The sequence below is a fragment of the Olleya sp. NP1-10 genome, assembly GCF_055804415.1.
This window is the reverse complement of the sequence record NZ_CM147840.1, coordinates 46416-71526: the sequence shown is the minus strand read 5'-3', so window position 1 is coordinate 71526 and position 25111 is coordinate 46416. Positions and strand designations below refer to the sequence as shown.

The window sequence follows — 25111 nt, the reverse complement described above, 5'->3', positions numbered from 1 at the left end:
TTATTTTTTATTAAAAAGTTAAATTAACACTCAATCCAAAACTTCTTGTTGCTGGATATTGACCTGAAACACTTAAACCTTGAGCATTTCCTGTTGTATTTGAAAATTCAGGGTCTGCGTAACCTCTATTCTCTTTTGGAAGAACAACAAAAGGGTTTCTTGCATTAACACCAATTCTTAAAGCAGTAAAACCTATGTTTTCTAACGCTTTTTGATCGAAACTATAACTTAATGATAGTTCTCTAACTTTAAAAGCAGATGCGTCTAATACAAAATTTTCCGATACATCTCTATATTCATTAGAGAAATAATCTAGATAGTTAGCATAAGTAGTTCCTCCTGTTACAACATTAGTGTTAGCAGAATATACTCCTGGAGAAGTTTCTATTGCAGAATTTGGGAATATAAATCCACTACGACCATTTTCTGCTGATTCTATTAAGTGTCCACTCCATGATAACCAATCTTTTGTACCAGCCCAAAATTGACCTCCTGATCTGTAATCCATAACTCCAGCTAATCTAAACCCTTTGTATGTTATAGAAGTACTTAATCCAACGATATAATCTGGATTCGCTACCCCTAAGTTTATAAATTCTGATGTTTTTAAAGGATTTCCAGTTGAAGGATCTATCAATACACGCCCTTCTGGATCTCTTTGATATCCTGTTCCTTTAATTAAAGGGAATGCTTCTCCTACTGTTGCAAAAATACCAACATCAGAATTTCCATTACCTAAAGATACTTCATTGGTATTATCAGATACCTTTTTAACAATAGTTTCATCCGACGCTATGTTAAAGTTTAAGTCCCATCTTAAGTTGTCTGTTCTAATTGGTGTAAAACCTAAGTCTATTTCATATCCTTTAGTTTCAGTTTCACCTATATTTATAGTAGATTGTACTAATCCAGAAGCAGTTGACGATGTTACATCTGTTACTAAATCTGTATTGTTGGTTATATAGTATGATCCAGAAAGTGTTACTCTATCTCCTTTTAAAAATGCTAAATTGATACCAACTTCTTTATTTGTTATAAATTCGTTAATTAAATTTGGATCAGCGACTGATGTGTCTAATGCGAAAGAGTTTAAGCCTCCATAAGGGAAACCGCTAACTTGATTTAAAGTATTGTTTGTTTCGTATGTTCCTACACGATCATTCCCTACTCTTGCATAGTTGGCTGATACTTTCGCGTAATTAAGTATGCTTCCTTTTAAGCTTGGAAATGCTTTTGTTGGTATGAAAGATAAACCTGCACTAGGATAAAAGAAAGAATTGTTATCTTTTGCTAACCTTGAAGTCCAATCATTTCTTCCTGTTAGTGTAGCAAATAAATAGTCTTTATAGCCTAAATCTACACTCGCAAATAAAGCATAACTTCTGCTTCTAAAAGAGCTGTTAGATACAGTAGGTGTTCCAGTTACATTATCAATATTATAATACCCTGGTATTGTTAAATTAGATCCTCCTACACTAGTAAGAGTAGACAGGTTATCTTGAATATTGTTACCAAGAGTAGCTTTTAAAGATAAATCATCATTTAGCATGTAATTAAAGTTAACAAATATATCATTATAAATGTTTTTTGATTCTTGATTATTAGTACTAAAGCTAGATACGGTTGAGTGATCTCCACCTCCTACATTTAAATTATCAGTATATCCGTTAACATAACCTAAAAAGTTACTGCTAAATGTTCTTAAACTTGAAAGAGAACTAATGTTTATGTTATCGTTGATTTGATATTTTAAATTAATGATACCATTAAAACGATCTGATTCTGTATTGTTTCTTATGTTTTCTCTCATCCAATATGGGCTTCTATAATATGAAGTCCAATGGTATTGGTTTGAGGGATTTGAAAATTGTCCCACAGGTATATTTGTAGCTGTTTGTAGTAATTCTGTAAACAAAGAAGATGTTGTGGTACTAGTTTTTGAGTTAACATAATTTATGTTTCCTCCTAATTCCCATTTACCGATTGTTTTTCCTGCTTTAAAAAGAATATTAGTTCTACCTAATTCATCACCTTTAACTACAAATTCAGTGTTTTGTCTGTTAACTGATAATAAAGCATATGAAGATGCGTCTCCTCCAGAAATTGACACACCATTTTGTTGGATAGTTCCTGAATTAAAAAAATCTTTAAGATTGTCCTCTATTGGTGAGTACTCAGCCATTACATAAGATCCGTCAGCTTGAGCTAAACCTACTGGTTGTATTGATCCATCAAATTCTGGACCCCAACCACCATTCTCATAAGATACATGACCACCATTCCATCCTTGACCGTATTTAGTTTGTCTTTTAGGTAAGAAAGATATTGACTCAAATTGAATAGAACTGTTTACGTCAATTTGAATTTTGCTATTCGAAGCACCTCTTTTAGTTGTTACTATTATTACTCCATTTGCTCCTTGAGAACCATATAGAGCACTACCTCCAGCACCTTTAATTACATTTGTAGATTCAATTATTTCAGGTGCTAAATTAGCTAATGTTGTAGCAGATGATATTGCTCCATCTATAACTATTAAAGCTTCATTACTACCAGTTAGTGATCTATTTCCTCTAAGAACAATTCTAGTAGATTGATTTACACCATTGTTAGTTGTGTTAATTTTTAGTCCAGATACTTTACCAGCTAAACTCTGAACCACGTTAGGGTTGGTTGCTTGAGTTAGAACCTCATTATCTACTGTTTCAGTTGCAGCAGTAAGTTGATCAGCTTTTCTTTCTACACCTAATACTGTTACTACTACCTCGTCAAGAGAATTTTCTGGTTCAAGAGCAATATTTATTTTACTATTGCTTCCTACGGTAACGTCTTTTGTACCATAGCCAACAAAGCTAAATGTTAATACTGAACCTGTTGATGCGTTGATGGAATAATTACCATCAAAATCTGTTGATGTTCCTGTAGATGTTCCTTTAATGATGACGGTTGCCGAAGGAAGAGGCAATCCGTTTTCATCAGAAACGATCCCTGAAACATTCTTGTCTTGTGCTAACGATAGTTGCACAATAAACGTTAAAAATAACGTCAAAATTCCACTAAATTTTGTTTTCATTTTTTAATTTATTTGAATTAGTCTCACCAAAACTCCTAATAAAAAGTTAATTAAGCAACAATAAAAGGTTAAAATTTGATTTTTTCTATCTTTTATGCGAATCTGTTGATTAAAATTTAGTTTTTAAGCTTAAGTGTATTTTTGAGTTGGAAAAATTGAAGACTTCATTATTTTGCTTTCCATTTGCGTAGATAAATCTTAGTAAACCTCCTTTGGTTAGTATTCCAAATCCAAATCCAAATCCAAATATATCTTCTTTTTGTTTCGATAAATTGTTTTCGAAAGTTGCAGCATCAATTATGGAATTTACAAAAATGCTATTGCTTAGTCTGTATCTGTATTCTGTATTAAGTGCATACAGTTTATTGGTAGTTAAACTATTTTCTGTAAAACCTCTTATGCTGTTTATGCCTCCAAATCTATAAAGTTCATTCTCTAAATAATCTTCAGAATTTAGTAGCTTAATACTAGTTTTAAAGTATATACTATTTTTATTATTTAAATTAAAAATGTGATTAGCGTCTATGTTAATTAATGTTTGGTTTAAATTGTTTGTGTTGGATTTTCTTGTGCCATACCCTGTTTCTATTTTTGCAAAAGTTTGTATTGGAAATAATAGGTCATCCTTTTGATGTTTGATGTATTGGTATTTTATATTAAAAAAGTTATTTGTATAGTCTGTTATATTCAAATTAGTATTTTCATTTGTCAAATCACTTGATTCGGTTGTTGAAATACCTGTGTAAATAGAGTGCTTATCATTTAGTTGGTAGAACCAATCAACTTTTTGATTGGTATTTATAAAGGTAGAGTCTCTTTTAAGTATGCTTAATGAAGCTTCAATACCTATTGGAATGTTGAAAATGTAGGGAAGATTGGTAGTGAGGTTGAAGTTTTTTTGTTCCGTTTCATCTGATTTGTATTCTAGATGAAGGCTTTCTCCATAGTTTAAATTGTTAATTAAATTTAAATTTAAATAACCATTAAATTCAATCTTATTAGAATTTTCATTTGTAGCAAATCCTAAATAGCCATCAAAATTATTGCTAGGTGTTTTTTCTAGATAGATATATAGTTGTGTAGAATCTTTTAAAAATAGGACTTCGGGACTTTTAATTTGTTTTGTGAAATTAAGATTGTTCAATCTGATTGTCTTTTTATTTATGTCCTCTAAATTAAAGGCTTTGTCCTTTTTTATTTTAAGAAAGTGTTTTAGGTAGGATTTAGGAAATTTTTCATATCCTTTAATTACAATTCTGTTTAGTACTCGTTTTTTTTCATTGGTATCAATTTTAAGTTTTCCAGAAAGTGTTGAGTCATTTTTCTTTTGTATTTCAATTAAGCTTAACTCGCTAAAAGGATAACCTTTGTTGTTGATTATTCTATTTTGAAGTTCTAAGTTTTGTTCAAGTTTGGTGTATTCGGATATATAATATTTTTTGTTTTTACTTTTTGTGAGTTTTAGATCTTTATATACTGAATCGGTATTGATTTGTTCATATATATATATATGAACAAATTTTATTCTGTTTTTTAGTGCTATGATGCACTTATAGTTAATAGAGTCTTTAGTTGAGATTTCAGTAACTTCATTATTTAAGTACCCTTCCTTGGTTAATAGATTTTGAAAGATTTTGATTTCGCTACTTATAGATGCGAAATCGGGGTGGCTTTTGTTATACGGCAAATCTTTTATATTTTTTGATTGCGTATTTGGATAGATTTCAATTTTTAAATTAATATTTTGACTTTGTGAATTTACAGAGTGTAAAATATAAAGTAATAAAATAAGTTTTCTTAAAAACAATTTGCGTGTTTGTATATGTGAAAGATAAAATTAACGTAAAAAACTTATTATTTAATATTAGTCTTTGAATATATTTTAAATTCTATTGAAAATTAATGAATTAAGGTTTGATTTGTGAATAATAATTCATACATTTGCACCCCTCTTAGAGAGAGGTAACATAAAATTATATTAAAATTATATGCCAACAATTTCACAATTAGTACGAAAAGGAAGAGCCAAAATAACCAAGAAGAGTAAATCGGCTGCTTTAGATTCGTGTCCTCAGAGACGTGGTGTGTGTACTCGTGTTTATACAACGACACCTAAAAAACCTAACTCAGCAATGCGTAAGGTAGCAAGGGTTCGTTTAACAAACGGAAACGAAGTAAATGCATACATCGGTGGAGAAGGTCACAATTTACAAGAGCACTCGATAGTATTGGTTAGAGGTGGAAGGGTAAAAGATTTGCCAGGAGTTAGATATCACATCGTTCGTGGTGCTTTAGACACAGCAGGTGTTGCAGGTAGAACACAACGTAGATCTAAGTATGGTGCAAAACGCCCTAAAAGTTAATTAAAAAACTTAAGAAGAAGACATGAGAAAAAGAGCAGCGAAAAAAAGACCGCTTTTACCGGATCCTCGTTTTAATGATCAGTTAGTAACTAGATTTGTTAATATGATGATGTGGGACGGAAAGAAGTCTGTAGCTTTTAAGGTATTTTATGATGCAATTGATATTGTAGATACTAAAAAGACAGATGAAGAAAAAACAGCTTTAGAAATTTGGAAAGATGCGTTATCTAACGTTATGCCTCACGTAGAAGTGCGTAGTCGTAGAGTAGGAGGGGCAACATTTCAAATTCCTAATCCAATACGTGCAGACCGTAAGGTTTCAACTGCAATGAAATGGTTAATTAGTTATTCTCGTAAGAGAAACGAAAAGTCTATGGCATTGCGTTTGGCTTCAGAAATTTTAGCAGCAGCTAAAGAAGAAGGAGCAGCAGTAAAGAAACGTGTTGATACACACAAAATGGCAGAAGCCAACAAAGCATTCTCTCACTTTAGATTTTAATAAGAAATGGCAAGAGATTTAAAATTCACAAGAAATATCGGAATTGCAGCTCATATTGATGCAGGTAAAACTACAACAACAGAGCGTATTCTTTACTACACAGGAGTTTCTCACAAAATTGGAGAAGTACATGATGGTGCAGCTACAATGGACTGGATGGAGCAAGAGCAAGAAAGAGGTATTACAATTACTTCTGCTGCAACGACTTGTACATGGCAATTTCCACTTGAAAATGCTCAACCAACACCAGAAACTAAAGGGTATCACTTTAATATTATTGATACTCCTGGTCACGTTGACTTTACAGTAGAGGTAAACCGTTCATTACGTGTATTAGACGGATTAGTATTTTTATTTAGTGCTGTTGATGGTGTTGAGCCTCAATCAGAAACTAACTGGAGATTAGCTGATAACTATAAAGTACCAAGAATAGGATTTGTTAACAAAATGGACCGTCAAGGTTCAAACTTCTTAGGAGTTTGTCAACAAGTAAAAGATATGTTAAAATCTAACGCTGTGCCAATCGTTTTAAACATTGGTGATGAAGCAGATTTTAAAGGTATTATTGATTTAGTAAAAAACAGAGCTATCGTATGGCATGACGAAACACAAGGGGCAACTTTTGATGTTATTGAAATACCAGAAGATATGAAAGAAGAAGCTCGTAAGTATCGTGCACTTTTAATTGAAGAAGTAGCAAGTTATGACGAGAATCTTTTAGAAAAATTCATGGAAGATGAAGATTCTATTACAGAAGAAGAGGTGCATGCTGCACTTAGAGCTGCTGTAATGGATATGGCAATCATTCCAATGATTTGTGGTTCTGCATTTAAAAATAAAGGAGTACAGTTTTTATTAGACGCAGTATGTCGTTACTTACCGTCTCCAACAGATAAAGAAGGTATCAAAGGAATGAATCCTGATACTGAACAAGAAGAAATTCGTAAGCCAGATGTTAAAGAGCCTTTCGCTGCATTAGCATTCAAAATTGCTACAGATCCTTTCGTAGGACGTTTAGCTTTCTTTAGAGCTTATTCAGGTCGTTTAGATGCTGGGTCTTATATCCTTAACAATCGTTCAGGAAAGAAAGAACGTATTTCTCGTATTTATCAAATGCACTCTAATAAACAAAATGCTATCGATTTTATTGAAGCAGGAGATATTGGAGCAGCAGTAGGATTTAAAGACATTAAGACTGGAGATACTATGTCTGATGAAAAACATCCTATAGTTTTAGAATCTATGGACTTCCCAGATCCAGTAATTGGTATCGCTGTTGAACCTAAGACTAAAGCTGACGTTGATAAATTAGGAATGGCTTTAGCTAAATTAGCAGAAGAAGATCCTACATTTACAGCTAGAACAGACGAAGCTTCAGGGCAAACTATTATATCTGGTATGGGTGAGCTTCACTTAGATATTATTGTAGACCGTTTAAAGCGTGAGTTTAAAGTAGAAGTGAATCAAGGTCAACCACAAGTTGAGTATAAAGAAGCTATTACTAGACCAGCAGATCACAGAGAGGTTTATAAAAAGCAATCTGGAGGGCGTGGTAAATTCGCTGATATCGTATTTACTATAGAGCCAGCTGATGAAGGTGTAACAGGATTACAATTTGAATCTACAATTAAAGGTGGTAACGTTCCTAAAGAATTTATCCCTTCTATTGAAAAAGGATTTAAAATGGCAATGGCTAATGGACCGCTAGCTGGTTTTGAGGTTGATGCAATGAAAGTTACTTTAAAAGATGGATCTTATCACGATGTGGATTCTGATCAGTTATCTTTCGAATTAGCAGCTAAACTTGGATTTAAAAACTCAGCAAAAGCAGCAAAAGCTGTAATAATGGAACCAATTATGAAACTTGAGGTAATTACACCTGAAGAAAACATGGGTGACATTGTTGGAGATTTAAATAGAAGAAGAGGTCAAGTAAGTGACATGGGTGATAGAGCTGGAGCAAAAACTGTTAAAGCTACTGTACCATTATCAGAAATGTTTGGATATGTAACAACATTAAGAACGTTATCTTCTGGTAGAGCTACATCTACTATGGAATTTTCACACTATGCTGAAACTCCTTCTAACGTATCTGAAGAAGTAATCAAAGCAGCTAAAGGCGTTGAAGCTTAAAACTAAAAGAAAATGAGTCAAAAAATTAGAATAAAATTAAAGTCTTACGATCATAATTTAGTTGATAAGTCTGCTGAAAAGATTGTAAAAACAGTAAAAAGTACTGGTGCTGTAGTAACTGGACCAATTCCATTACCAACACACAAGAAAATTTTCACTGTATTACGTTCACCACACGTAAATAAGAAATCAAGAGAACAATTTCAATTAAGCTCTTACAAGAGATTATTAGATATTTACTCTTCATCTTCTAAAACTATTGACGCTTTAATGAAACTTGAATTACCAAGTGGAGTTGAAGTTGAGATTAAAGTGTAAGTAACACCATTCGTTTAAAGATTTTTAAACGAAACATGTCCTAAGCTTCGAGCGAAGGAAAAACGGTAAAAATACAATTCAAGGCTGAAACGTATTTCAGCCTTGAGTTTTTAATAAATAGTAACAATAAATAAATAATTATTATGTCTGGGTTAATTGGAAAAAAATCGGTATGACCAGCATCTTCGATGAAAATGGTAAAAATATGCCATGTACAGTGATCGAAGCTGGACCATGTATCGTTACCCAAGTCAGAACTGAAGAAGTTGACGGTTATAGTGCTGTTCAACTTGGTTTCGATGACGCGACAGAAAAGAGTGCTACTAAAGCTGACTTAGGTCATGCTAAAAAAGCAGGAACTTCTGTAAAACGCAAAGTTGTTGAATTCAAAGGTTTTGATGCGGAGTACAAATTAGGTGATGCTATAACAGTAGATCACTTTACAGAAGGTGAATTTGTTGATGTATCTGGTACATCTAAAGGAAAAGGATTTCAAGGGGTTGTTAAACGTCATGGATTTGGTGGTGTAGGTCAAGCGACTCACGGTCAACATAACCGTTTAAGAGCGCCAGGATCGATTGGAGCAGCTTCTTATCCTGCAAGAGTATTCAAAGGAATGCGTATGGCAGGTAGAATGGGAACAGATTCAGTAAAAGTTGAAAATTTAAGAGTTTTAAAAGTAGTTCCAGAAAAGAACTTACTTGTTGTTAAAGGTTGTGTACCTGGACATAAAAACGCTTATGTAATTATTAGAAAATAATGAAAGTAGCAGTTTTAGATATAAACGGAAAAGAAACAGGTAGAAAGGCAGACCTTTCTGATGGTGTTTTTGCTATTGAACCTAATAATCATGCTGTATATTTGGATGTTAAGCAATACTTAGCGAACCAAAGACAAGGTACTCACAAATCTAAAGAAAGAGCTGAGATTACTGGAAGTACACGTAAGATTAAAAAACAAAAAGGAACAGGTACAGCTAGAGCAGGTAGTATCAAGTCAGGTGTTTTTAGGGGAGGAGGACGTATGTTCGGACCAAGACCTAGAAACTATTCTTTTAAACTTAATAAAAACTTAAAACGTTTAGCGCGTAAGTCTGCATTAAGTATTAAAGCAAATGAAAAGTCAATTATAGTTTTAGAAGACTTCAATTTTGATGCTCCAAAAACAAAAAACTTTACAGCAATTTTAAATGCGTTAGACCTACAAGACAAAAAATCATTGTTTGTCTTGGGTGCGTCAAATAATAATGTATATTTGTCATCACGTAATTTAAAAAGCTCGCAAGTTATAACCAGCTCAGAGTTAAGTACTTATAAAATATTAAATGCAAATCAAATTATTCTTTTAGAGGGATCTCTAGAAGGAATTGAGTCGAATTTAAGTAAATAGAACAAAATGAATATCTTAATTAAACCTATAATCACAGAAAAAGCAACTGCTAATAGCGAGTTGAATAACTGCTACAGTTTCTTTGTGAACACTAAGGCGAACAAGGTAGAAATTAAAAAAGCAGTTGAAGCTGCTTATGGAGTTTCTGTTGAAAAAGTTCGTACAATTAATGTCCGTCCAGATAGAAGTACTAAGTTTACAAAAACTGGTATTCAGCATGGTAAAACAAATGCTACTAAAAAAGCAATTGTACAACTGGCGGAAGGTGAAATGATTGATTTATACACTAACATGTAATTAAAGACAAATGTCAGTAAAAAAATTAAAACCAATCACACCAGGTCAGCGATTTAGAGTAGTTAATGGATTTGACGCCATTACTACTGACAAGCCGGAAAAAAGCTTATTAGCTCCGAAAAAAGATCAGGTGGTAGAAACAGTCAAGGACGTATGACTATGCGCTATAAAGGTGGTGGTCATAAACGTAGATATCGTATAATCGATTTTAAAAGAGCTAAGGTAGGTGTTCCTGCTGAAGTTGCTTCGATTCAGTACGATCCTAACAGAACAGCGTTCATTGCATTATTAAATTATCAAGATGGTGAGAAAACTTATATCATTGCTCAAAATGGTTTACAAGTTGGACAAACAGTAGTATCTGGTGAAGGAGCAACTCCTGAGATCGGTAATGCTATGCCATTAGCTAATATTCCATTAGGTTCTATTATTTCTTGTGTAGAGTTAAGACCAGGTCAAGGAGCTGTAATGGCTAGAAGTGCTGGTGCTTTTGCTCAGTTAATGGCAAGAGATGGTAAATTTGCAACAATTAAATTACCTTCAGGTGAAACTAGATTAATTTTAGTGACTTGTATGGCAACTATTGGAGCTGTATCAAACTCTGATCATCAATTATTAGTTTCTGGTAAAGCAGGGCGTAGTAGATGGTTAGGAAGAAGACCAAGAACAAGACCAGTTGTTATGAATCCAGTTGATCACCCAATGGGAGGTGGTGAAGGAAAATCATCAGGTGGACATCCACGTTCTAGAAACGGTATACCTGCTAAAGGATATAGAACACGTTCTAAAACTAAAGCGAGTAATAAATATATTGTAGAACGTAGAAAGAAATAATAAATCATGGCAAGATCATTAAAAAAAGGACCTTACGTTCACTATAAATTAGAGAAAAAAGTAGCTGCTAATGTAGAAGCTAACAAAAAAACTGTTATCAAAACTTGGTCAAGAGCAAGTATGATAACTCCAGATTTTGTTGGTCAAACTATTGCAGTGCATAACGGTCGTCAGTTTGTTCCAGTTTATGTTACAGAAAACATGGTTGGACATAAATTAGGAGAATTTTCACCAACTAGATCTTTTAGAGGTCACGCTGGTGCTAAAAATAAAGGTAAAAAGTAAGCTATGGGAAGTCGTAAAAAACAAATGGCAGACGCTATCAAGGAAGGTAAAAAGCAAATCGCTTTTGCTAAACTTAATAACTGTCCTACGTCACCAAGAAAAATGCGTTTAGTAGCCGATTTAGTAAGAGGTGAACGCGTAGAAAAGGCACTTAATATTTTGAAGTTTAGCCAAAAAGAAGCATCTAATCGTTTAGAAAAATTATTACTTTCTGCGATTGCTAATTGGCAAGCTAAAAACGAAGACGCTAGCATTGAAGATGCAGAGTTATTTGTTAAAGAAATAAGAGTAGATGGTGGATCTATGTTAAAAAGATTACGTCCAGCTCCACAAGGACGTGCTCACAGAATAAGAAAACGCTCAAACCACGTAACAATCGTAGTAGGAGCTAACAATAATACACAAAGCTAAGATAGATATGGGACAAAAGACAAATCCAATCGGAAATCGCTTAGGAATTATCAGAGGATGGGAATCTAACTGGTACGGAGGAAACGATTATGGTGATAAACTTGCCGAAGACGATAAGATCAGAAAATACGTTCACGCGCGTTTATCTAAAGCTAGTGTATCTCGTGTAATAATTGAAAGAACTTTAAAACTTGTAACCGTTACTATCACTACTGCTAGACCTGGTATTATTATCGGAAAAGGTGGACAAGAGGTAGACAAGTTAAAAGAAGAGCTTAAGAAAATTACAGGAAAAGAAGTTCAGATCAATATTTTTGAAATAAAAAGACCTGAATTAGACGCATTTTTAGTAGCATCTAGTATTGCTCGTCAGATTGAAAACAGAATTTCATATAGACGTGCTATAAAAATGGCTATTGCTGCAACTATGCGTATGAATGCTGAAGGAATTAAAATCCAAATTAGTGGTCGTTTAAATGGTGCTGAAATGGCACGTTCAGAACACTACAAAGAAGGACGTATTCCTCTATCAACTTTTAGAGCCGATATTGACTATGCTTTAGTTGAATCTCATACTACTTATGGTAGATTAGGGGTTAAAGTATGGATCATGAAAGGTGAAGTATATGGTAAAAGAGAGCTTTCTCCTCTTGTTGGCTTAGCTAAGAAGCAAGGAAAAGGTGGACGTCAAGGTGGAAAGCCACAACAACGTCGTAGAAAGTAATTTTTTAAAGAACAGAAAAAATGTTACAGCCTAAAAGAACAAAATTTAGAAAAATGCAAAAGGGACGTATGAAAGGGAACTCTGGTAGAGGTCACCAACTTTCAAACGGAACTTTTGGAATAAAATCATTAGATTCTAACTTTTTAACATCACGTCAAATTGAAGCAGCACGTATTGCAGCTACTCGTTACATGAAAAGAGAAGGTCAGCTTTGGATTAAAATATTTCCAGATAAGCCTATTACAAAAAAGCCTCTTGAAGTACGTATGGGTAAAGGTAAAGGTGCAGTCGAGTATTGGGCAGCAGTTGTTAAACCAGGAAGAATCCTTTTTGAAGTTGGAGGAGTGCCTTTAGATGTTGCTAAAGAAGCATTAAGACTTGCAGCTCAAAAATTACCAGTAAAAACTAAGTTTGTAATCGCTAGAGATTACCAAGCATAATTTATTTGATATTATGAAACAATCAGAAATTAAAGAATTATCTGTAGCTGAGTTACAAGAGAAACTTAGTGAAACAAAGAGAAGCTATTTAGATTTAAAAATGGCTCATGCAGTTTCTCCTTTAGATAATCCAATACAAATACGTCAAGTAAGACGTACGGTTGCAAAAATTGCAACAGAATTAACTAAAAGAGATTTAAAATAATTCTGCTTACAAGATGGAAAAAAGAAACTTAAGAAAAGAGCGTATAGGGATAGTTACTAGTAACAAAATGCAAAAATCAATTGTAGTTGCTGAAGTAAAAAAAGTAAAACACCCTATGTACGGAAAGTTCGTGTTAAAGACTAAAAAATATGTTGCACACGACGAAACAAACGATTGTAATATTGGAGATACTGTAAAGATCATGGAAACAAGACCTTTAAGTAAATCTAAATGTTGGAGATTAGTTGAAATAATTGAAAGAGCGAAGTAATTATGGTACAACAAGAATCAAGACTAAGAGTAGCAGATAACACTGGAGCAAAAGAAGTATTAACAATACGTGTTCTAGGTGGTACTAAAAGAAGATACGCATCTGTAGGTGACAAAATTGTTGTTACTGTAAAAGACGCAACTCCTAATGGAAACATTAAAAAAGGAGCTGTATCTACTGCAGTTGTTGTGCGTACCAAAAAAGAAGTTAGACGTCCAGACGGATCTTACATAAGATTTGATGATAACGCTTGTGTACTTTTAAACCCAACGGGTGAAATGAGAGGTACACGTGTTTTTGGACCTGTAGCTAGAGAACTTCGTGATAAACAATTCATGAAAATTGTATCATTAGCACCAGAGGTGCTTTAATTGATAAACAGATGACAAAGCTAAAAATTAAAACAGGAGATACCGTAAAGGTTATTGCTGGAGACCATAAAGGTTCTGAAGGAAAAGTACAAAAAGTATTTATCGAAAAGAACAAAGCTATAGTTGAAGGTGTAAACATGGTTAAGAAACATACTAAACCAAGTGCACAAAACCCTCAAGGAGGTATCGTAGAAAAAGAGGCTCCTATTAACCTTTCTAACTTATCATTGTTAACTTCTAAAGGAGAAACAACAAGAGTAGGTTACAGAGTAGAAGGTGATAAAAAAGTCAGATTTTCTAAAAAATCTAATGAAGTAATATAGTTATGGAATATTCACCGAGACTAAAAGAAGAGTATAAAAGCAAAATAATTGCTGCTCTTACAGAAGAATTTGGATACAGTAATGTAATGCAAGTTCCTAAACTAGAAAAGATAGTTCTATCTAGAGGAGTTGGAGCTGCAGTTGCTGATAAAAAATTAGTTGATTATGCAGTTGATGAGTTAACAACTATAACAGGACAAAAAGCAGTTTCTACATTATCTAAGAAAGATGTTGCAACATTTAAACTACGTAAAGGGATGCCAATTGGTGCTAAAGTAACTTTACGTGGAGAAAGAATGTACGAATTTTTAGATCGTCTAATCACTACAGCACTTCCACGTGTTAGAGATTTTAACGGTATAAAAGCTACAGGATTTGACGGAAGAGGTAACTACAATTTAGGAGTTACTGAGCAAATAATATTCCCTGAAATAAATATTGACAAAGTTAATAAAATTGACGGAATGGATATTACATTTGTAACATCTGCTCAAACAGATAAAGAAGCTAAATCATTATTAACAGAATTAGGGTTACCTTTTCAAAAAAACTAAGTTATGGCTAAAGAATCAATGAAAGCCCGCGAGGTTAAAAGAGCAAAAACAGTTGCTAAATATGCTGAAAAACGTAAGGTTTTGAAAAAAGCTGGAGATTATGAAGCATTACAAAAGCTTCCAAAAAATGCTTCACCAGTACGTCAACATAATAGATGTAAATTAACTGGTAGACCAAAAGGTTATATGCGTACTTTTGGAATTTCTCGTGTAATGTTTAGAGAAATGGCTAACCAAGGGTTAATACCTGGTGTTAAAAAGCAAGTTGGTAAAATTTTAATTGGTCTTAGGTTCGAAATATTTCGAAAACCAAGCCCGCAAATCAATACATATGTATACAGATCCAATAGCAGATTATTTAACTAGAATTAGAAACGCAGTGCGTGCTAATCATAGAGTAGTTGAAATACCTGCTTCAAATTTAAAAAAGAACATTACTAAAATATTATTCGACCAAGGATATATTTTAAGTTATAAGTTCGACGATTCTACTGTTCAAGGTACAATCAAAATTGCCTTAAAATACAATAAGGAAACAAAAGAACCAGTAATTAGAAAATTACAAAGAATCAGTAAGCCTGGTCTACGTAAATATTCTAGTTCTACAGAATTACCACGTATTCTTAATGGATTAGGTATTGCTATAGTTTCTACTTCTCATGGAGTAATGACAGGAAAGCAAGCACAACGTGAAAACGTTGGTGGTGAAGTTTTATGTTACGTTTACTAATTTTAAATCCAGAAGAAAATGTCAAGAATAGGAAATAATCCAGTTGCCATTCCAGAAGGAGTAACTGTAACAGTAGATAATAGCGTAATAACAGTAAAAGGAAAATTAGGAGAACTTAATCAACCTTTTGATACTGTTGACGTAAAAGTTGAAGATGGAAATGTATTAGTTACACGTTCTGCAGATACTAAAGATCAAAAAGCTAAACACGGTTTATATCGTTCATTAGTTTTTAACATGATTGAAGGTGTCTCTAAGGGGTGGACTAAAGAATTAGAACTAGTAGGTGTTGGATATAGAGCATCAAATCAAGGTAATGTCCTTGATTTAGCTTTAGGTTTTTCTCATAATATAGTGTTAAGTTTAGCTCCTGAAGTTAAAGTTGAAACAGTTTCTGATAAAGGAAAAAATCCAATAATCAAATTAACTTCTCATGATAAACAATTAGTAGGACAAGTTGCTGCTAAAATTAGAGGATTTAGAAGACCTGAACCATACAAAGGAAAAGGTATTAAATTTGTAGGAGAAGTATTAAGAAGAAAAGCAGGTAAATCAGCATAATAATTAGTTATGGCGTTAACAAAAAACGAAAGACGAATAAGAATTAAAAACAGAATCCGTAAGGTTGTTTCTGGTACAGAAGCTAGACCTAGATTAGCTGTTTTTAGAAGTAATAAAGAAATTTATGCTCAAATAGTAGATGATGTTAATGGTAAAACATTAGTTGCTTCATCTTCTAGAGATAAAGATATTGCTGCAAAAGGAAATAAAGTAGAAGTAGCTGCATTAGTAGGTAAGTCTATAGCAGAAAAAGCCTTAAAGGCTGGTGTTGAAACTATCGCTTTTGATAGAGGTGGTTACTTATATCATGGTAGAATAAAATCATTAGCTGAAGGAGCTAGAGAAGGAGGACTTAAATTCTAAGAAATTATGTATCAAAAATACAAAAGCGCAGAGTTAGTAAAACCAAGTGGATTAGATCTTAAAGATCGTTTAGTTGGTGTACAAAGAGTTACTAAAGTAACAAAAGGTGGTAGAGCATTTGGTTTTTCAGCAATCGTAGTGGTTGGTGATGAAGCTGGTGTTGTAGGTCATGGTTTAGGAAAATCTAAAGATGTTGCTAGTGCAATCGCAAAAGCAATTGAAGATGCTAAGAAAAATTTAGTACGCATTCCAATCATGAAAGGTACATTACCACATGAACAAAAAGGTAAATTTGGTGGAGCAAGAGTAAACATTATACCTGCGGCTCCTGGTACAGGAGTTATTGCTGGTGGAGCTGTAAGAACAGTTTTAGAAGCAGTTGGTGTACATGACGTATTATCTAAATCTCAAGGATCATCAAACCCTCATAATGTCGTAAAAGCAACTTTTGATGCTTTATTACAATTAAGAGATCCAAAGACGATTGCTCGTGAAAGAGGTATCTCTTTAGAAAAAGTTTTTAACGGTTAATCACAACAGCAATGTCTAAGATAAAAGTAACAAAAGTTAAAAGCGCAATCAACAGAACACAAAGACAAAAGAGAACTTTATTAGCTCTTGGTCTTAAAAAGATTGGGCAAACTATAGAACATGAGGCTACTCCTAATATTTTAGGTATGGTAGCAAAAGTAAATCACTTAGTTTCTGTTGAAGAAACTAAATAACAATACTGAAAAATGGATTTAAGTAATTTAAAACCTGCACAAGGTTCAGTTAAAAGTCAAGGAAAAAGAATAGGTAGAGGACAAGGTTCTGGTAAAGGTGGTACTGCTACACGTGGTCACAAAGGGGCAAAGTCTAGATCTGGTTATTCTAAGAAAGTAGGTTTCGAAGGAGGGCAAATGCCACTTCAACGTAGAGTACCTAAATTTGGCTTTACTAATATAAATCGTAAAGAATATCAAGGTATTAACCTTGATGTTATTCAACAATTAGTTGACGATAAAATTATTAATGACACTTTAGATTTTGATACTCTAGTAGAATTAGGATTAGCTGGTAAAAACGAGCTTGTCAAAATTTTAGGAAGAGGAGAATTAAAAACTAAACTAAGTGTAACAGCTCATAAATTTACCGCTACTGCAAAGGCTGCAATTGAAGCAGCAGGAGGTGAAGCTGTAACTTTATAAGAACAATTGATCGCATGAAATTTATAGAGACATTAAAAAATGTTTGGAAAATTGAAGAACTAAGAAACAGAATCCTAGTCACTCTAGCTTTGTTATTAGTTTATCGTTTTGGAGCACAAGTAGTATTACCTGGTATCGATGCAACACAATTAGAAAGTTTACAATCTGGAACCTCAGAAGGTATCTTTGGAATTTTAAATGCATTTACAGGAGGAGCATTTGCAAATGCTTCAGTATTTGCACTTGGTATTATGCCATATATTTCTGCTTCTATTGTAGTACAATTAATGGGAATAGCTATTCCTTATTTACAAAAGCTGCAAAAAGAAGGTGCTAGTGGTCAGAAAAAAATCACTCAAATAACTAGATGGTTAACTATTGCTATTTGTTTAGTACAAGCCCCAGGTTATTTAGCCAGTTTACAACCGATGTTTGGTATTCCAAGCTCTGCGTTTTTATTAGGACAAGGAGGAATGTTTTATTTTTCATCAATTGTTATTTTAGTTACAGGTTGTATCTTTGCAATGTGGTTAGGAGAAAAAATTACCGATAAGGGTATCGGTAACGGAATCTCACTATTAATTATGGTAGGTATTATTGCTACTTTACCTAAATCTTTTTTACAAAATGCTGCTTCTAGATTAGAAACAGGTAATAATGTTATGATGATTTTATTTGAAATCGTTATTTGGTTTGTTATTATCTTATTATCAATTTTATTGGTAATGGCTGTTCGTAAAATTGCGGTACAATATGCAAGAAGATCTGCAACTGGTGGATATGAAAAAAATGTTTTTGGCTCAAGACAGTACATTCCTTTAAAGCTTAATGCTTCAGGAGTTATGCCAATCATATTTGCTCAAGCAATCATGTTTGTACCCGGTCTAATCGGTGGTTCATCTTTATTAAAAGATACCGCTTCTGGATTATGGTTACAATCAAATTTTTCAGATATCTTCGGATTTTGGTATAATTTAGTATTTGCTTTATTAATTATAATATTTACATATTTCTATACAGCAATCACAGTGCCAACCAATAAGATGGCTGACGATTTAAAAAGAAGTGGTGGTTTCATTCCAGGTATTAGACCAGGATCTGAAACATCAGAATATTTAGATAAAATCATGTCACAAATAACTTTACCTGGTTCGATATTTCTAGCATTAATAGCTATCTTTCCTGCCTTTATTGTTAAGTTATTAAATGTACAACAAGGTTGGGCCTTATTTTTTGGAGGGACTTCTTTATTAATTATGGTTGGAGTTGCAATAGATACTATGCAACAAGTAAATTCTTACTTGTTAAATAGACATTATGATGGCTTGATGAAAACAGGTAAAAACAGAAAAGCAGTAGCTTAATATTTTCACTATGGCAAAACAAGCAGCAATAGAACAAGACGGAACAATAATAGAAGCATTATCAAATGCTATGTTTCGTGTAGAATTAGAAAATGGTCATATTGTGACCGCACATATTTCGGGTAAGATGCGTATGCATTACATTAAGTTATTACCTGGAGATAAAGTAAAATTAGAAATGAGTCCTTACGATTTAAGTAAGGCTCGAATAACCTATAGATACTAATACGATGAAAGTAAGAGCATCAGTTAAAAAAAGAAGTGCAGATTGTAAAATTGTACGCAGAAAAGGTAGACTTTACGTCATTAACAAAAAGAATCCTAGATTCAAACAAAGACAAGGGTAATTATGGCAAGAATAGCAGGTGTAGACATACCAAAACAAAAAGAGGAGTTATTTCTTTAACTTATATCTACGGAGTAGGTAGAAGTAGAGCTCAAGAAATTTTAGCAACAGCTAAAGTTGACGAAAGCATCAAAGTACAAGATTGGACAGATGATCAAATTGGAGCAATCCGTGACGCTGTTGGAACTTTTACAATTGAAGGTGAATTACGTTCTGAAACACAATTAAACATTAAGCGATTAATGGATATTGGATGTTACAGAGGTATACGTCACAGAGCTGGTTTACCTTTAAGAGGTCAACGTACTAAAAACAACTCTAGAACAAGAAAAGGTAGAAGAAAAACTGTTGCTAACAAGAAAAAAGCAACTAAATAATAATTTGGTCTTTAGTATTTAGACGTTGGAAGGAATCTGTTTGAAATTATAATGGTTTAGGATTCTAGCGACTATCAACTAAAACAAAGAACAATAATAATATGGCAAAGACAAACGCTAAAAGTACAAAAAAACGTAAAGTTATTATTGATGCGGTTGGTGAAGCACACATTACAGCTTCATTTAACAACATCATTATCTCTCTTACCAACAAAAAAGGTGACGTAATTTCATGGTCATCTGCTGGTAAAATGGGATTTAGAGGATCTAAGAAAAACACTCCTTACGCTGCTCAATTAGCTGCAGAAGATGCTTCTGGAGTTGCTAAAGAAGCTGGATTGAAAAAGGTTAAAGTTTACGTTAAAGGACCTGGAAATGGTAGAGAATCTGCTATCCGTTCTATTCATAATGCTGGAATTGAAGTAACAGAAATTATTGATGTTACTCCATTACCACATAATGGATGTCGTCCTCCTAAAAGAAGAAGAGTTTAATCACGTTCTAACGTAATTAAGTCTAAACTTAGCATTTAAAATTAATATCATCTGTATTCAGATGATATTAATTTTTTGTGTATATTTGCAAACTGAATTTAAAAACAAGTATCAACAAGAGATTAACGATTATCGAAGGATAAGATTAAGACCTTAATTCATAATCACTCTTAAAACAAATTAAAAATGGCAAGATATACTGGTCCTAAAACTAAAATAGCTCGTAAATTTGGAGAAGCTATATTCGGAGATGATAAGTCTTTCGAAAAAGAAATTACCCCCCAGGTCAACATGGAAACAACAGAAGACGTGGTAAAAAATCTGAATATGCAATCCAGTTAATGGAGAAGCAAAAAGCTAAATATACTTATGGTGTATTAGAGCGTCAATTCAGAAACATGTTTAAAAGAGCTACTGCTGCACCAGGAATTACAGGTGAAGTTTTATTACAATTATGTGAGTCTAGATTAGACAATGTAGTGTATAGAATGGGAATCTCACCTTCAAGAAGTGGAGCAAGACAATTAGTATCTCACAGACATATTACTGTTAATGGTGAGTTAGTAAATGTACCATCTTACCAACTTAAAGCTGGTGATGTAGTTGCTGTTAGAGAAAAATCTAAGTCTTTAGAGGCTATTGATAGATCTTTATCTAATTCTAATAATGTTTTTGAATGGATTACATGGAATAGTGAGAAAAAAGAAGGAACTTATGTTTCTGTTCCTGCTAGAATCCAGATTCCAGAAAACATCAATGAGCAATTCATCGTTGAATTATACTCTAAATAATAAATATTAATCACATTGGGATTTAGCCAAAGGGTTTATTTGTGATCTTCAAGCTTATAAACCGCGCAACTAAATAACAATTAAAACGAAGACATATGGCAGTATTTAATTTTCAGAAGCCTGACAAAGTAATCATGATTGATTCTACTGATTTCGAAGGTAAATTCGAATTCAGACCATTAGAACCAGGTTACGGTCTAACAGTAGGAAATGCTTTAAGAAGAGTTTTATTATCTTCTTTAGAAGGATTTGCTATCACATCTGTTAGAGTAGAAGGTGTTGATCACGAATTTTCAGCAATCTCAGGTGTTGTTGAGGATATGACGGAAATAATTTTAAACTTAAAACAAGTCCGTTTTAAGCGTCAAATAGAAGACGTTGATAATGAGTCAATTTCTATCTCTATTTCAGGTCAAGATAAAATAGTAGCAGGAGACTTTCAGAAGTTTATCTCTGGATTTCAAGTGTTAAATACAGATCAAGTTATCTGTAATCTTGATTCTAAGGTTAACATTAACATGGAAATCACTATTGAAAGAGGAAGAGGTTATGTTCCTGCAGAAGAAAATAAAAAAGCTTCAGCACCAATCGGAACAATCTTTACTGATTCAATTTACACACCAATTAAAAATGTTAAGTACAGCATTGAAAATTACCGTGTAGAGCAAAAAACTGATTATGAAAAATTAGTTTTTGAAATCCAAACTGATGGTTCTATTAGTCCTCAAGATGCTTTAACAGAAGCTGCTAAGACATTAATTCACCACTTTATGTTATTCTCTGATGAGCGTATAACATTAGAAGCTGACGAAATTGCACAAACTGAAACTTATGATGAGGAATCACTTCACATGAGACAGTTGCTTAAAACTAAATTAGTTGATATGGACTTATCTGTTCGTGCTCTAAATTGTTTAAAGGCTGCAGAAGTAGATACTTTAGGAGACTTAGTATCTTTTAATAAAAATGATTTAATGAAGTTCCGTAACTTCGGTAAAAAATCTTTAACTGAGCTAGAAGAATTAGTAAATGTTAAAGGTCTTAATTTCGGAATGGACTTATCAAAATATAAACTAGATAAAGACTAATACATCATATTTTGCTCCTCAAAAGAGTAGAAGCAAGATGATGATTAAATTTTAAATGTCATGAGACACGGAAAAAAATTAACCACTTAGGTAGAAAAACAGCTCACAGAAAATCAATGTTAGCTAACATGGCTTGTTCTTTAATAGAACACAAACGTATTAATACTACGGTTGCAAAAGCTAAAGCTTTACAAGGATTTATTGAGCCGATGATTACTAAGTCAAAAGATGATACTACTCATAACAGACGTATCGTTTTTTCAAAGTTACGTCAAAAAGAAGCTGTAACTGAATTATTCAGAGACGTAGCAGCTAAAATTGGTGATCGTCCAGGTGGATATACAAGAATTATTAAGTTAGGTAACCGTTTAGGTGATAACGCTGATATGGCTATGATCGAATTAGTAGATTATAACGAAATCTATAACGCTGATAAAAAAGCAAAAAAATCGACTCGTAGAAGTAGAAGAGGTGGTAGTACTAAAACTGTTACTTCTCCAGTTGCTTCAAATGAAGAAGAATAGTTTCTTAATTTGCTGTTAAATTATTATTAAAAAAGAGATAAGCTTTATAAGTTTATCTCTTTTTTCTACATTTAAGCAAACACATTTATATGAAGCCTATCTTATTTCTTATTGCTTTTATTGTTAAGTCTTTGGTGTGTGCACAAGTTATTAAAAACGAAATTTCCATAGGTCAACCCAAACATCGTCATCTTCTTTTAGTAGACCTTTATTCTAGTTTACAAGACAAATTTAATGCTGTAAACTATCCAGGTTATTATTTTGCTAATGCAAGTCTACCTGATGTTTCTGGTTCGCCATTTCCCTTTGAAGATGCTGTTATTATTATTATTATTAACACAACAGATGGTAAAGCATACAAAGTACCTAATGGCAATTATAATGCTAGTACAGACGAAGTAGTTTCTAATTTTGCAAAAAATTCTTCTTTTGTTTTTCAATCTAACACTATTAAATCTGTTAAGTTTCAAAAATATACAGCTAAACCTTATAGTCATACTACTAATAAAATTAGTTTCTATTTTGAATTAACTTCTCATGCTTCTATTAAGTTATTGAAAAAGTATTCAGCTAAAATTATTGAAGGTCAATTTAATGTTTTAACAAAACAAAAAACGTCTTCTGATATTTTTAGTTTATCAGACAGCTATGGCATAACTATTGATGATAAAACTGTAACAGAATTTAAACTGAACAAAAAGTCTGTTTTAAAACTATTGTCTAGTCATAAAAAGTTAATTCAAGACTTTGTTAAAAATGAAAATTTATCATATAAAGAAGAATATGACGTAATAAGAATGCTAAATTATTATAGTGTTATTTCAAAATCAAATTAAATATAACTCACACACTCACACACATTCAAAAAACCACACATGAAAAACTACTTATTTATTTTTGCCCTATTATTATCATCCTTATCCTTTGCACAAGGAAGCAACAGTTATAGCTCAAACTTATCATCTGCAACTATAGATAATAGTCAGCAAAATATGTTTAATGCGGTTAATTACCAAGGTGCTTATTTAGCAAATGGTAAATCAAGCGCTGTTATAGGATCTCCTTTTGCTTTTGAGGATGCTACAATTGAAATCACTTCAAAAGAAGGTAAAGTTTATAAAGTACCTAACGGAAATTACAACGCTAAAACTAATAAAGTTGTATCAAATTTTGCCAAAGATTCTTCTTTTGTTTTTGATAACAAAATGATTAAGTCTGTACAATTTGGTAATTTAATTGCTCAATTATACAGAAATAGTGATGAATACAGCTCTTATTATTTTTATTTAGCATCAACTCCAAAAGTCAAATTACTAAAAAAATATGATGCTAAAATTAAAGAGGGTCAAATAAACGTAATGACTAAACAAAAAACATCTGCAGATAAATATTCTTTAGAAGAATCTTATTTTATTTCTTCAGATGATAGAAATGTTATCGAGATTAAACTAAAGAAAAAATCAATTCTTAAGTTATTAAAAGATAAAAAAGATCAAGTAGAACTTTATGTTAAGAATAATAAGCTCTCTTATAAAAAAGAAGAGGACTTAATTAAAATATTTAATTATTACAATACTATTTAAAATGTAATATTTGAAAAAAAGGATAATCTATTTTAGATTATCCTTTTTTTATGCAATTTTGCTAAACTTTTTTAAAGACTATGAAGTATCAAAAATTAAAAAAAGCATTAATCTTATTAGAAGATGGTACCATTTTTCATGGTAAAGCTGTCGGTAAAGAGGGATCTGCATTTGGAGAAGTCTGTTTCAATACAGGTATGACTGGTTATCAAGAAATTTTTACTGATCCATCTTATTTTGGTCAATTAATGGTAACTACCAATGCACACATAGGTAACTATGGTGTTAATGATGAAGAGGTAGAATCTGATTCAATTAAAATAGCTGGTTTGATTTGTAAAAATTTCAGTTATGATTATTCCAGAGAAGATTCTAATGGTTCATTAGAAGATTTTTTAAATCAAAATAATCTATTAGCTATTTCAGATGTTGATACGCGTGCATTAGTAAGCTATATTAGAGATAATGGAGCCATGAATGCTGTTATAACAACAGAAGTTGATACCCTTGATTCACTTAAAAAACAATTATCAGAGATACCATCTATGAATGGTTTAGAGCTAGCCTCTAAAGTCTCTACTAAAACGCCTTATTTTGTTGGAGACGAAAACGCTTCAATTAAAATAGCTGCTTTAGATATTGGAATCAAAAAAAATATACTACGTAATCTTGTTAAGCGTGATGCTTATGTAAAGGTGTTTCCTTATAATTCTACTTTTGAAGATTTAAAAGCATGGAATCCGGATGGTTATTTTTTATCAAATGGTCCTGGAGACCCTGAACCTTTGGTAGAAGCACAAACATTAGCAAAACAAGTCATTGAACATGATTTTCCTTTATTTGGTATTTGTTTAGGTCATCAAGTTATTGCTTTAGCTAATGGTATCTCAACCTACAAGATGCATAATGGTCATAGAGGTATTAATCATCCTGTTAAAAATCTTGTAACAGGTAAAGGTGAAATAACTTCTCAAAACCACGGTTTTGCAGTCAATAGAGAAGAGGCAGAAGCTCATCCTGATTTAGAGGTTACACATGTTCATTTAAACGACAATACTGTTGCTGGTTTAAAAATGAAATCTAAAAATGTGTTTTCTGTTCAGTATCATCCAGAAGCAAGTCCTGGTCCACACGACTCTTCTTATCTATTTGATCAATTTATAGAAAATATAAAAAATAAGTAATACTAAAAAGACAACGATTTTAAATA

General features: G+C 32.6%; 31 protein-coding genes and 6 pseudogenes. 35 read left to right on the top strand and 2 right to left on the bottom strand.

The features are described 5' to 3' along the window. Nucleotides 1–10 precede the first annotated feature (10 nt). Both AC0L4B_RS00375 and AC0L4B_RS00370 read right to left on the bottom strand, forming a co-directional pair. Nucleotides 11–3073 carry a SusC/RagA family TonB-linked outer membrane protein gene (locus AC0L4B_RS00375; protein WP_473438071.1) on the bottom strand — a complete coding sequence of 1021 codons (3063 nt, stop codon included), beginning with the start codon at nt 3071–3073 and terminating at the stop codon, nt 11–13. Between the two features lie 109 nt (nt 3074–3182). Beyond that, the gene (locus tag AC0L4B_RS00370; protein WP_473438070.1) at nt 3183–4760 is read right to left on the bottom strand and encodes a BamA/TamA family outer membrane protein; all 1578 of its coding nucleotides are present in this window, start codon (nt 4758–4760) and stop codon (nt 3183–3185) included. A 301-nt stretch (nt 4761–5061) separates the two neighbouring features. On the opposite strand from AC0L4B_RS00370, the gene rpsL reads away from it, so the two are divergent. The 35 genes and pseudogenes from rpsL to carA all read left to right on the top strand — a co-directional run bounded on the left by rpsL (nt 5062) and on the right by carA (nt 25085). Further along, nucleotides 5062–5436: a 30S ribosomal protein S12 gene (gene rpsL, locus AC0L4B_RS00365; RefSeq protein WP_028283866.1), complete on the top strand. Its 375-nt coding sequence runs from the start codon at nt 5062–5064 to the stop codon at nt 5434–5436. A 22-nt stretch (nt 5437–5458) separates the two neighbouring features. Continuing rightward, nucleotides 5459–5935 carry a 30S ribosomal protein S7 gene (gene rpsG, locus AC0L4B_RS00360; protein WP_028283867.1) on the top strand — a complete coding sequence of 159 codons (477 nt, stop codon included), beginning with the start codon at nt 5459–5461 and terminating at the stop codon, nt 5933–5935. A gap of 6 nt (nt 5936–5941) precedes the next feature. Next, on the top strand, nt 5942–8068 hold the full coding sequence (gene fusA / locus AC0L4B_RS00355) for an elongation factor G (RefSeq protein ID WP_054851679.1): 2127 nt from the start codon (nt 5942–5944) through the stop codon (nt 8066–8068). A gap of 12 nt (nt 8069–8080) precedes the next feature. Beyond that, nucleotides 8081–8386: a 30S ribosomal protein S10 gene (gene rpsJ / locus AC0L4B_RS00350; protein WP_010181931.1), complete on the top strand. Its 306-nt coding sequence runs from the start codon at nt 8081–8083 to the stop codon at nt 8384–8386. A 143-nt stretch (nt 8387–8529) separates the two neighbouring features. Beyond that, nucleotides 8530–9146, top strand: a pseudogene (gene rplC, locus AC0L4B_RS00345) (50S ribosomal protein L3). Continuing rightward, the gene (gene rplD / locus AC0L4B_RS00340) at nt 9146–9775 is read left to right on the top strand and encodes a 50S ribosomal protein L4 (protein ID WP_473438069.1); all 630 of its coding nucleotides are present in this window, start codon (nt 9146–9148) and stop codon (nt 9773–9775) included. Before rplC ends, rplD begins: the two are co-directional and overlap by 1 nt. 6 nt (nt 9776–9781) lie before the next feature. Next, on the top strand, nt 9782–10072 hold the full coding sequence (rplW, locus tag AC0L4B_RS00335) for a 50S ribosomal protein L23 (protein ID WP_028289245.1): 291 nt from the start codon (nt 9782–9784) through the stop codon (nt 10070–10072). A gap of 10 nt (nt 10073–10082) precedes the next feature. Next, a pseudogene (gene rplB / locus AC0L4B_RS00330) lies at nt 10083–10906 on the top strand (50S ribosomal protein L2). 6 nt (nt 10907–10912) lie between these two features. Further along, a complete protein-coding gene (rpsS, locus tag AC0L4B_RS00325; protein ID WP_027880209.1) occupies nt 10913–11191 on the top strand; it encodes a 30S ribosomal protein S19 in 279 nt (92 codons plus the stop codon). A 3-nt stretch (nt 11192–11194) separates the two neighbouring features. Then, nucleotides 11195–11602 carry a 50S ribosomal protein L22 gene (gene rplV, locus AC0L4B_RS00320; protein ID WP_028289248.1) on the top strand — a complete coding sequence of 136 codons (408 nt, stop codon included), beginning with the start codon at nt 11195–11197 and terminating at the stop codon, nt 11600–11602. Between the two features lie 7 nt (nt 11603–11609). Next, entirely contained in the window at nt 11610–12326 is a 717-nt protein-coding gene (rpsC, locus tag AC0L4B_RS00315) for a 30S ribosomal protein S3 (protein ID WP_028289249.1), read from the top strand. Between the two features lie 20 nt (nt 12327–12346). After that, nucleotides 12347–12766, top strand: coding sequence for a 50S ribosomal protein L16 (gene rplP / locus AC0L4B_RS00310; RefSeq protein WP_028289250.1), 420 nt, complete (start codon nt 12347–12349; stop codon nt 12764–12766). A 13-nt stretch (nt 12767–12779) separates the two neighbouring features. After that, complete coding sequence (rpmC, locus tag AC0L4B_RS00305; protein WP_028289251.1) at nt 12780–12971, top strand: 50S ribosomal protein L29; 192 nt, start codon at nt 12780–12782, stop codon at nt 12969–12971. A 13-nt stretch (nt 12972–12984) separates the two neighbouring features. Further along, the gene (gene rpsQ / locus AC0L4B_RS00300) at nt 12985–13242 is read left to right on the top strand and encodes a 30S ribosomal protein S17 (RefSeq protein WP_028283878.1); all 258 of its coding nucleotides are present in this window, start codon (nt 12985–12987) and stop codon (nt 13240–13242) included. A gap of 2 nt (nt 13243–13244) precedes the next feature. Beyond that, nucleotides 13245–13613, top strand: a complete 369-nt coding sequence (gene rplN / locus AC0L4B_RS00295; protein ID WP_028283879.1) for a 50S ribosomal protein L14 — start codon at nt 13245–13247, stop codon at nt 13611–13613. An 11-nt stretch (nt 13614–13624) separates the two neighbouring features. Continuing rightward, nucleotides 13625–13936: a 50S ribosomal protein L24 gene (gene rplX, locus AC0L4B_RS00290; RefSeq protein ID WP_473438068.1), complete on the top strand. Its 312-nt coding sequence runs from the start codon at nt 13625–13627 to the stop codon at nt 13934–13936. A gap of 2 nt (nt 13937–13938) precedes the next feature. Then, nucleotides 13939–14490: a 50S ribosomal protein L5 gene (gene rplE / locus AC0L4B_RS00285; RefSeq protein ID WP_473438067.1), complete on the top strand. Its 552-nt coding sequence runs from the start codon at nt 13939–13941 to the stop codon at nt 14488–14490. A 3-nt stretch (nt 14491–14493) separates the two neighbouring features. Next, nucleotides 14494–14751, top strand: a pseudogene (gene rpsN, locus AC0L4B_RS00280) (30S ribosomal protein S14); the annotation flags it as partial. A gap of 70 nt (nt 14752–14821) precedes the next feature. Next, nucleotides 14822–15220, top strand: coding sequence for a 30S ribosomal protein S8 (gene rpsH / locus AC0L4B_RS00275; protein WP_028289255.1), 399 nt, complete (start codon nt 14822–14824; stop codon nt 15218–15220). Between the two features lie 18 nt (nt 15221–15238). Further along, on the top strand, nt 15239–15781 hold the full coding sequence (rplF, locus tag AC0L4B_RS00270; RefSeq protein ID WP_028289256.1) for a 50S ribosomal protein L6: 543 nt from the start codon (nt 15239–15241) through the stop codon (nt 15779–15781). A 9-nt stretch (nt 15782–15790) separates the two neighbouring features. Beyond that, nucleotides 15791–16144 carry a 50S ribosomal protein L18 gene (gene rplR / locus AC0L4B_RS00265; protein ID WP_116823362.1) on the top strand — a complete coding sequence of 118 codons (354 nt, stop codon included), beginning with the start codon at nt 15791–15793 and terminating at the stop codon, nt 16142–16144. A gap of 6 nt (nt 16145–16150) precedes the next feature. Beyond that, nucleotides 16151–16675, top strand: a complete 525-nt coding sequence (rpsE, locus tag AC0L4B_RS00260; protein WP_028289258.1) for a 30S ribosomal protein S5 — start codon at nt 16151–16153, stop codon at nt 16673–16675. A gap of 11 nt (nt 16676–16686) precedes the next feature. Continuing rightward, nucleotides 16687–16869 (top strand): 50S ribosomal protein L30, encoded by a 183-nt coding sequence (gene rpmD / locus AC0L4B_RS00255; RefSeq protein ID WP_028283887.1) that lies wholly within the window; start codon nt 16687–16689, stop codon nt 16867–16869. Between the two features lie 12 nt (nt 16870–16881). Next, nucleotides 16882–17334 (top strand): 50S ribosomal protein L15, encoded by a 453-nt coding sequence (gene rplO / locus AC0L4B_RS00250; RefSeq protein WP_473438066.1) that lies wholly within the window; start codon nt 16882–16884, stop codon nt 17332–17334. 14 nt (nt 17335–17348) lie between these two features. Further along, nucleotides 17349–18698 carry a preprotein translocase subunit SecY gene (secY, locus tag AC0L4B_RS00245; protein ID WP_054851674.1) on the top strand — a complete coding sequence of 450 codons (1350 nt, stop codon included), beginning with the start codon at nt 17349–17351 and terminating at the stop codon, nt 18696–18698. A 10-nt stretch (nt 18699–18708) separates the two neighbouring features. Beyond that, entirely contained in the window at nt 18709–18924 is a 216-nt protein-coding gene (gene infA / locus AC0L4B_RS00240) for a translation initiation factor IF-1 (protein ID WP_028289261.1), read from the top strand. A gap of 4 nt (nt 18925–18928) precedes the next feature. Further along, a complete protein-coding gene (gene ykgO / locus AC0L4B_RS00235; RefSeq protein WP_013305171.1) occupies nt 18929–19045 on the top strand; it encodes a type B 50S ribosomal protein L36 in 117 nt (38 codons plus the stop codon). Between the two features lie 2 nt (nt 19046–19047). After that, nucleotides 19048–19421, top strand: a pseudogene (rpsM, locus tag AC0L4B_RS00230) (30S ribosomal protein S13). A gap of 101 nt (nt 19422–19522) precedes the next feature. After that, nucleotides 19523–19915, top strand: coding sequence for a 30S ribosomal protein S11 (rpsK, locus tag AC0L4B_RS00225; RefSeq protein WP_090841244.1), 393 nt, complete (start codon nt 19523–19525; stop codon nt 19913–19915). Nucleotides 19916–20101: 186 nt separating this feature from the next. Continuing rightward, nucleotides 20102–20706: pseudogene (gene rpsD / locus AC0L4B_RS00220) on the top strand (30S ribosomal protein S4). A gap of 95 nt (nt 20707–20801) precedes the next feature. Further along, nucleotides 20802–21794, top strand: coding sequence for a DNA-directed RNA polymerase subunit alpha (locus AC0L4B_RS00215; RefSeq protein WP_028289264.1), 993 nt, complete (start codon nt 20802–20804; stop codon nt 21792–21794). 60 nt (nt 21795–21854) lie between these two features. Then, nucleotides 21855–22318, top strand: a pseudogene (gene rplQ / locus AC0L4B_RS00210) (50S ribosomal protein L17). A gap of 89 nt (nt 22319–22407) precedes the next feature. Then, nucleotides 22408–23154, top strand: a complete 747-nt coding sequence (locus AC0L4B_RS00205; RefSeq protein WP_473438065.1) for a hypothetical protein — start codon at nt 22408–22410, stop codon at nt 23152–23154. 39 nt (nt 23155–23193) lie between these two features. Continuing rightward, the gene (locus tag AC0L4B_RS00200; protein ID WP_473438064.1) at nt 23194–23901 is read left to right on the top strand and encodes a hypothetical protein; all 708 of its coding nucleotides are present in this window, start codon (nt 23194–23196) and stop codon (nt 23899–23901) included. A gap of 80 nt (nt 23902–23981) precedes the next feature. Continuing rightward, entirely contained in the window at nt 23982–25085 is a 1104-nt protein-coding gene (carA, locus tag AC0L4B_RS00195; protein ID WP_473438063.1) for a glutamine-hydrolyzing carbamoyl-phosphate synthase small subunit, read from the top strand. Nucleotides 25086–25111 lie beyond the last annotated feature (26 nt).

Bases quoted from the DNA above. Each gene is read 5' to 3' on its own strand.
- rplR (WP_116823362.1), top strand. From the start codon at position 15,791: ATGGCGTTAACAAAAAACGAAAGACGAATAAGAATTAAAAACAGAATC.
- ykgO (WP_013305171.1), top strand. From the start codon at position 18,929: ATGAAAGTAAGAGCATCAGTTAAAAAAAGAAGTGCAGATTGTAAAATT.
- rplV (WP_028289248.1), top strand. From the start codon at position 11,195: ATGGGAAGTCGTAAAAAACAAATGGCAGACGCTATCAAGGAAGGTAAA.
- rpsJ (WP_010181931.1), top strand. From the start codon at position 8,081: ATGAGTCAAAAAATTAGAATAAAATTAAAGTCTTACGATCATAATTTA.
- rplD (WP_473438069.1), top strand. From the start codon at position 9,146: ATGAAAGTAGCAGTTTTAGATATAAACGGAAAAGAAACAGGTAGAAAG.
- AC0L4B_RS00200 (WP_473438064.1), top strand. From the start codon at position 23,194: ATGAAAAACTACTTATTTATTTTTGCCCTATTATTATCATCCTTATCC.
- rpsL (WP_028283866.1), top strand. From the start codon at position 5,062: ATGCCAACAATTTCACAATTAGTACGAAAAGGAAGAGCCAAAATAACC.
- rplN (WP_028283879.1), top strand. From the start codon at position 13,245: ATGGTACAACAAGAATCAAGACTAAGAGTAGCAGATAACACTGGAGCA.
- rplO (WP_473438066.1), top strand. From the start codon at position 16,882: ATGGATTTAAGTAATTTAAAACCTGCACAAGGTTCAGTTAAAAGTCAA.
- infA (WP_028289261.1), top strand. From the start codon at position 18,709: ATGGCAAAACAAGCAGCAATAGAACAAGACGGAACAATAATAGAAGCA.
- rplF (WP_028289256.1), top strand. From the start codon at position 15,239: ATGTCAAGAATAGGAAATAATCCAGTTGCCATTCCAGAAGGAGTAACT.
- rpmD (WP_028283887.1), top strand. From the start codon at position 16,687: ATGTCTAAGATAAAAGTAACAAAAGTTAAAAGCGCAATCAACAGAACA.
- rpsK (WP_090841244.1), top strand. From the start codon at position 19,523: ATGGCAAAGACAAACGCTAAAAGTACAAAAAAACGTAAAGTTATTATT.
- AC0L4B_RS00205 (WP_473438065.1), top strand. From the start codon at position 22,408: ATGAAGCCTATCTTATTTCTTATTGCTTTTATTGTTAAGTCTTTGGTG.
- rpsQ (WP_028283878.1), top strand. From the start codon at position 12,985: ATGGAAAAAAGAAACTTAAGAAAAGAGCGTATAGGGATAGTTACTAGT.
- rpsG (WP_028283867.1), top strand. From the start codon at position 5,459: ATGAGAAAAAGAGCAGCGAAAAAAAGACCGCTTTTACCGGATCCTCGT.
- rplP (WP_028289250.1), top strand. From the start codon at position 12,347: ATGTTACAGCCTAAAAGAACAAAATTTAGAAAAATGCAAAAGGGACGT.
- rpsE (WP_028289258.1), top strand. From the start codon at position 16,151: ATGTATCAAAAATACAAAAGCGCAGAGTTAGTAAAACCAAGTGGATTA.
- rpsH (WP_028289255.1), top strand. From the start codon at position 14,822: ATGTATACAGATCCAATAGCAGATTATTTAACTAGAATTAGAAACGCA.
- AC0L4B_RS00215 (WP_028289264.1), top strand. From the start codon at position 20,802: ATGGCAGTATTTAATTTTCAGAAGCCTGACAAAGTAATCATGATTGAT.
- rpsS (WP_027880209.1), top strand. From the start codon at position 10,913: ATGGCAAGATCATTAAAAAAAGGACCTTACGTTCACTATAAATTAGAG.
- AC0L4B_RS00375 (WP_473438071.1), bottom strand. From the start codon at position 3,073: ATGAAAACAAAATTTAGTGGAATTTTGACGTTATTTTTAACGTTTATT.
- rpmC (WP_028289251.1), top strand. From the start codon at position 12,780: ATGAAACAATCAGAAATTAAAGAATTATCTGTAGCTGAGTTACAAGAG.
- rpsC (WP_028289249.1), top strand. From the start codon at position 11,610: ATGGGACAAAAGACAAATCCAATCGGAAATCGCTTAGGAATTATCAGA.
- rplX (WP_473438068.1), top strand. From the start codon at position 13,625: ATGACAAAGCTAAAAATTAAAACAGGAGATACCGTAAAGGTTATTGCT.
- rplW (WP_028289245.1), top strand. From the start codon at position 9,782: ATGAATATCTTAATTAAACCTATAATCACAGAAAAAGCAACTGCTAAT.
- rplE (WP_473438067.1), top strand. From the start codon at position 13,939: ATGGAATATTCACCGAGACTAAAAGAAGAGTATAAAAGCAAAATAATT.
- carA (WP_473438063.1), top strand. From the start codon at position 23,982: ATGAAGTATCAAAAATTAAAAAAAGCATTAATCTTATTAGAAGATGGT.
- secY (WP_054851674.1), top strand. From the start codon at position 17,349: ATGAAATTTATAGAGACATTAAAAAATGTTTGGAAAATTGAAGAACTA.
- fusA (WP_054851679.1), top strand. From the start codon at position 5,942: ATGGCAAGAGATTTAAAATTCACAAGAAATATCGGAATTGCAGCTCAT.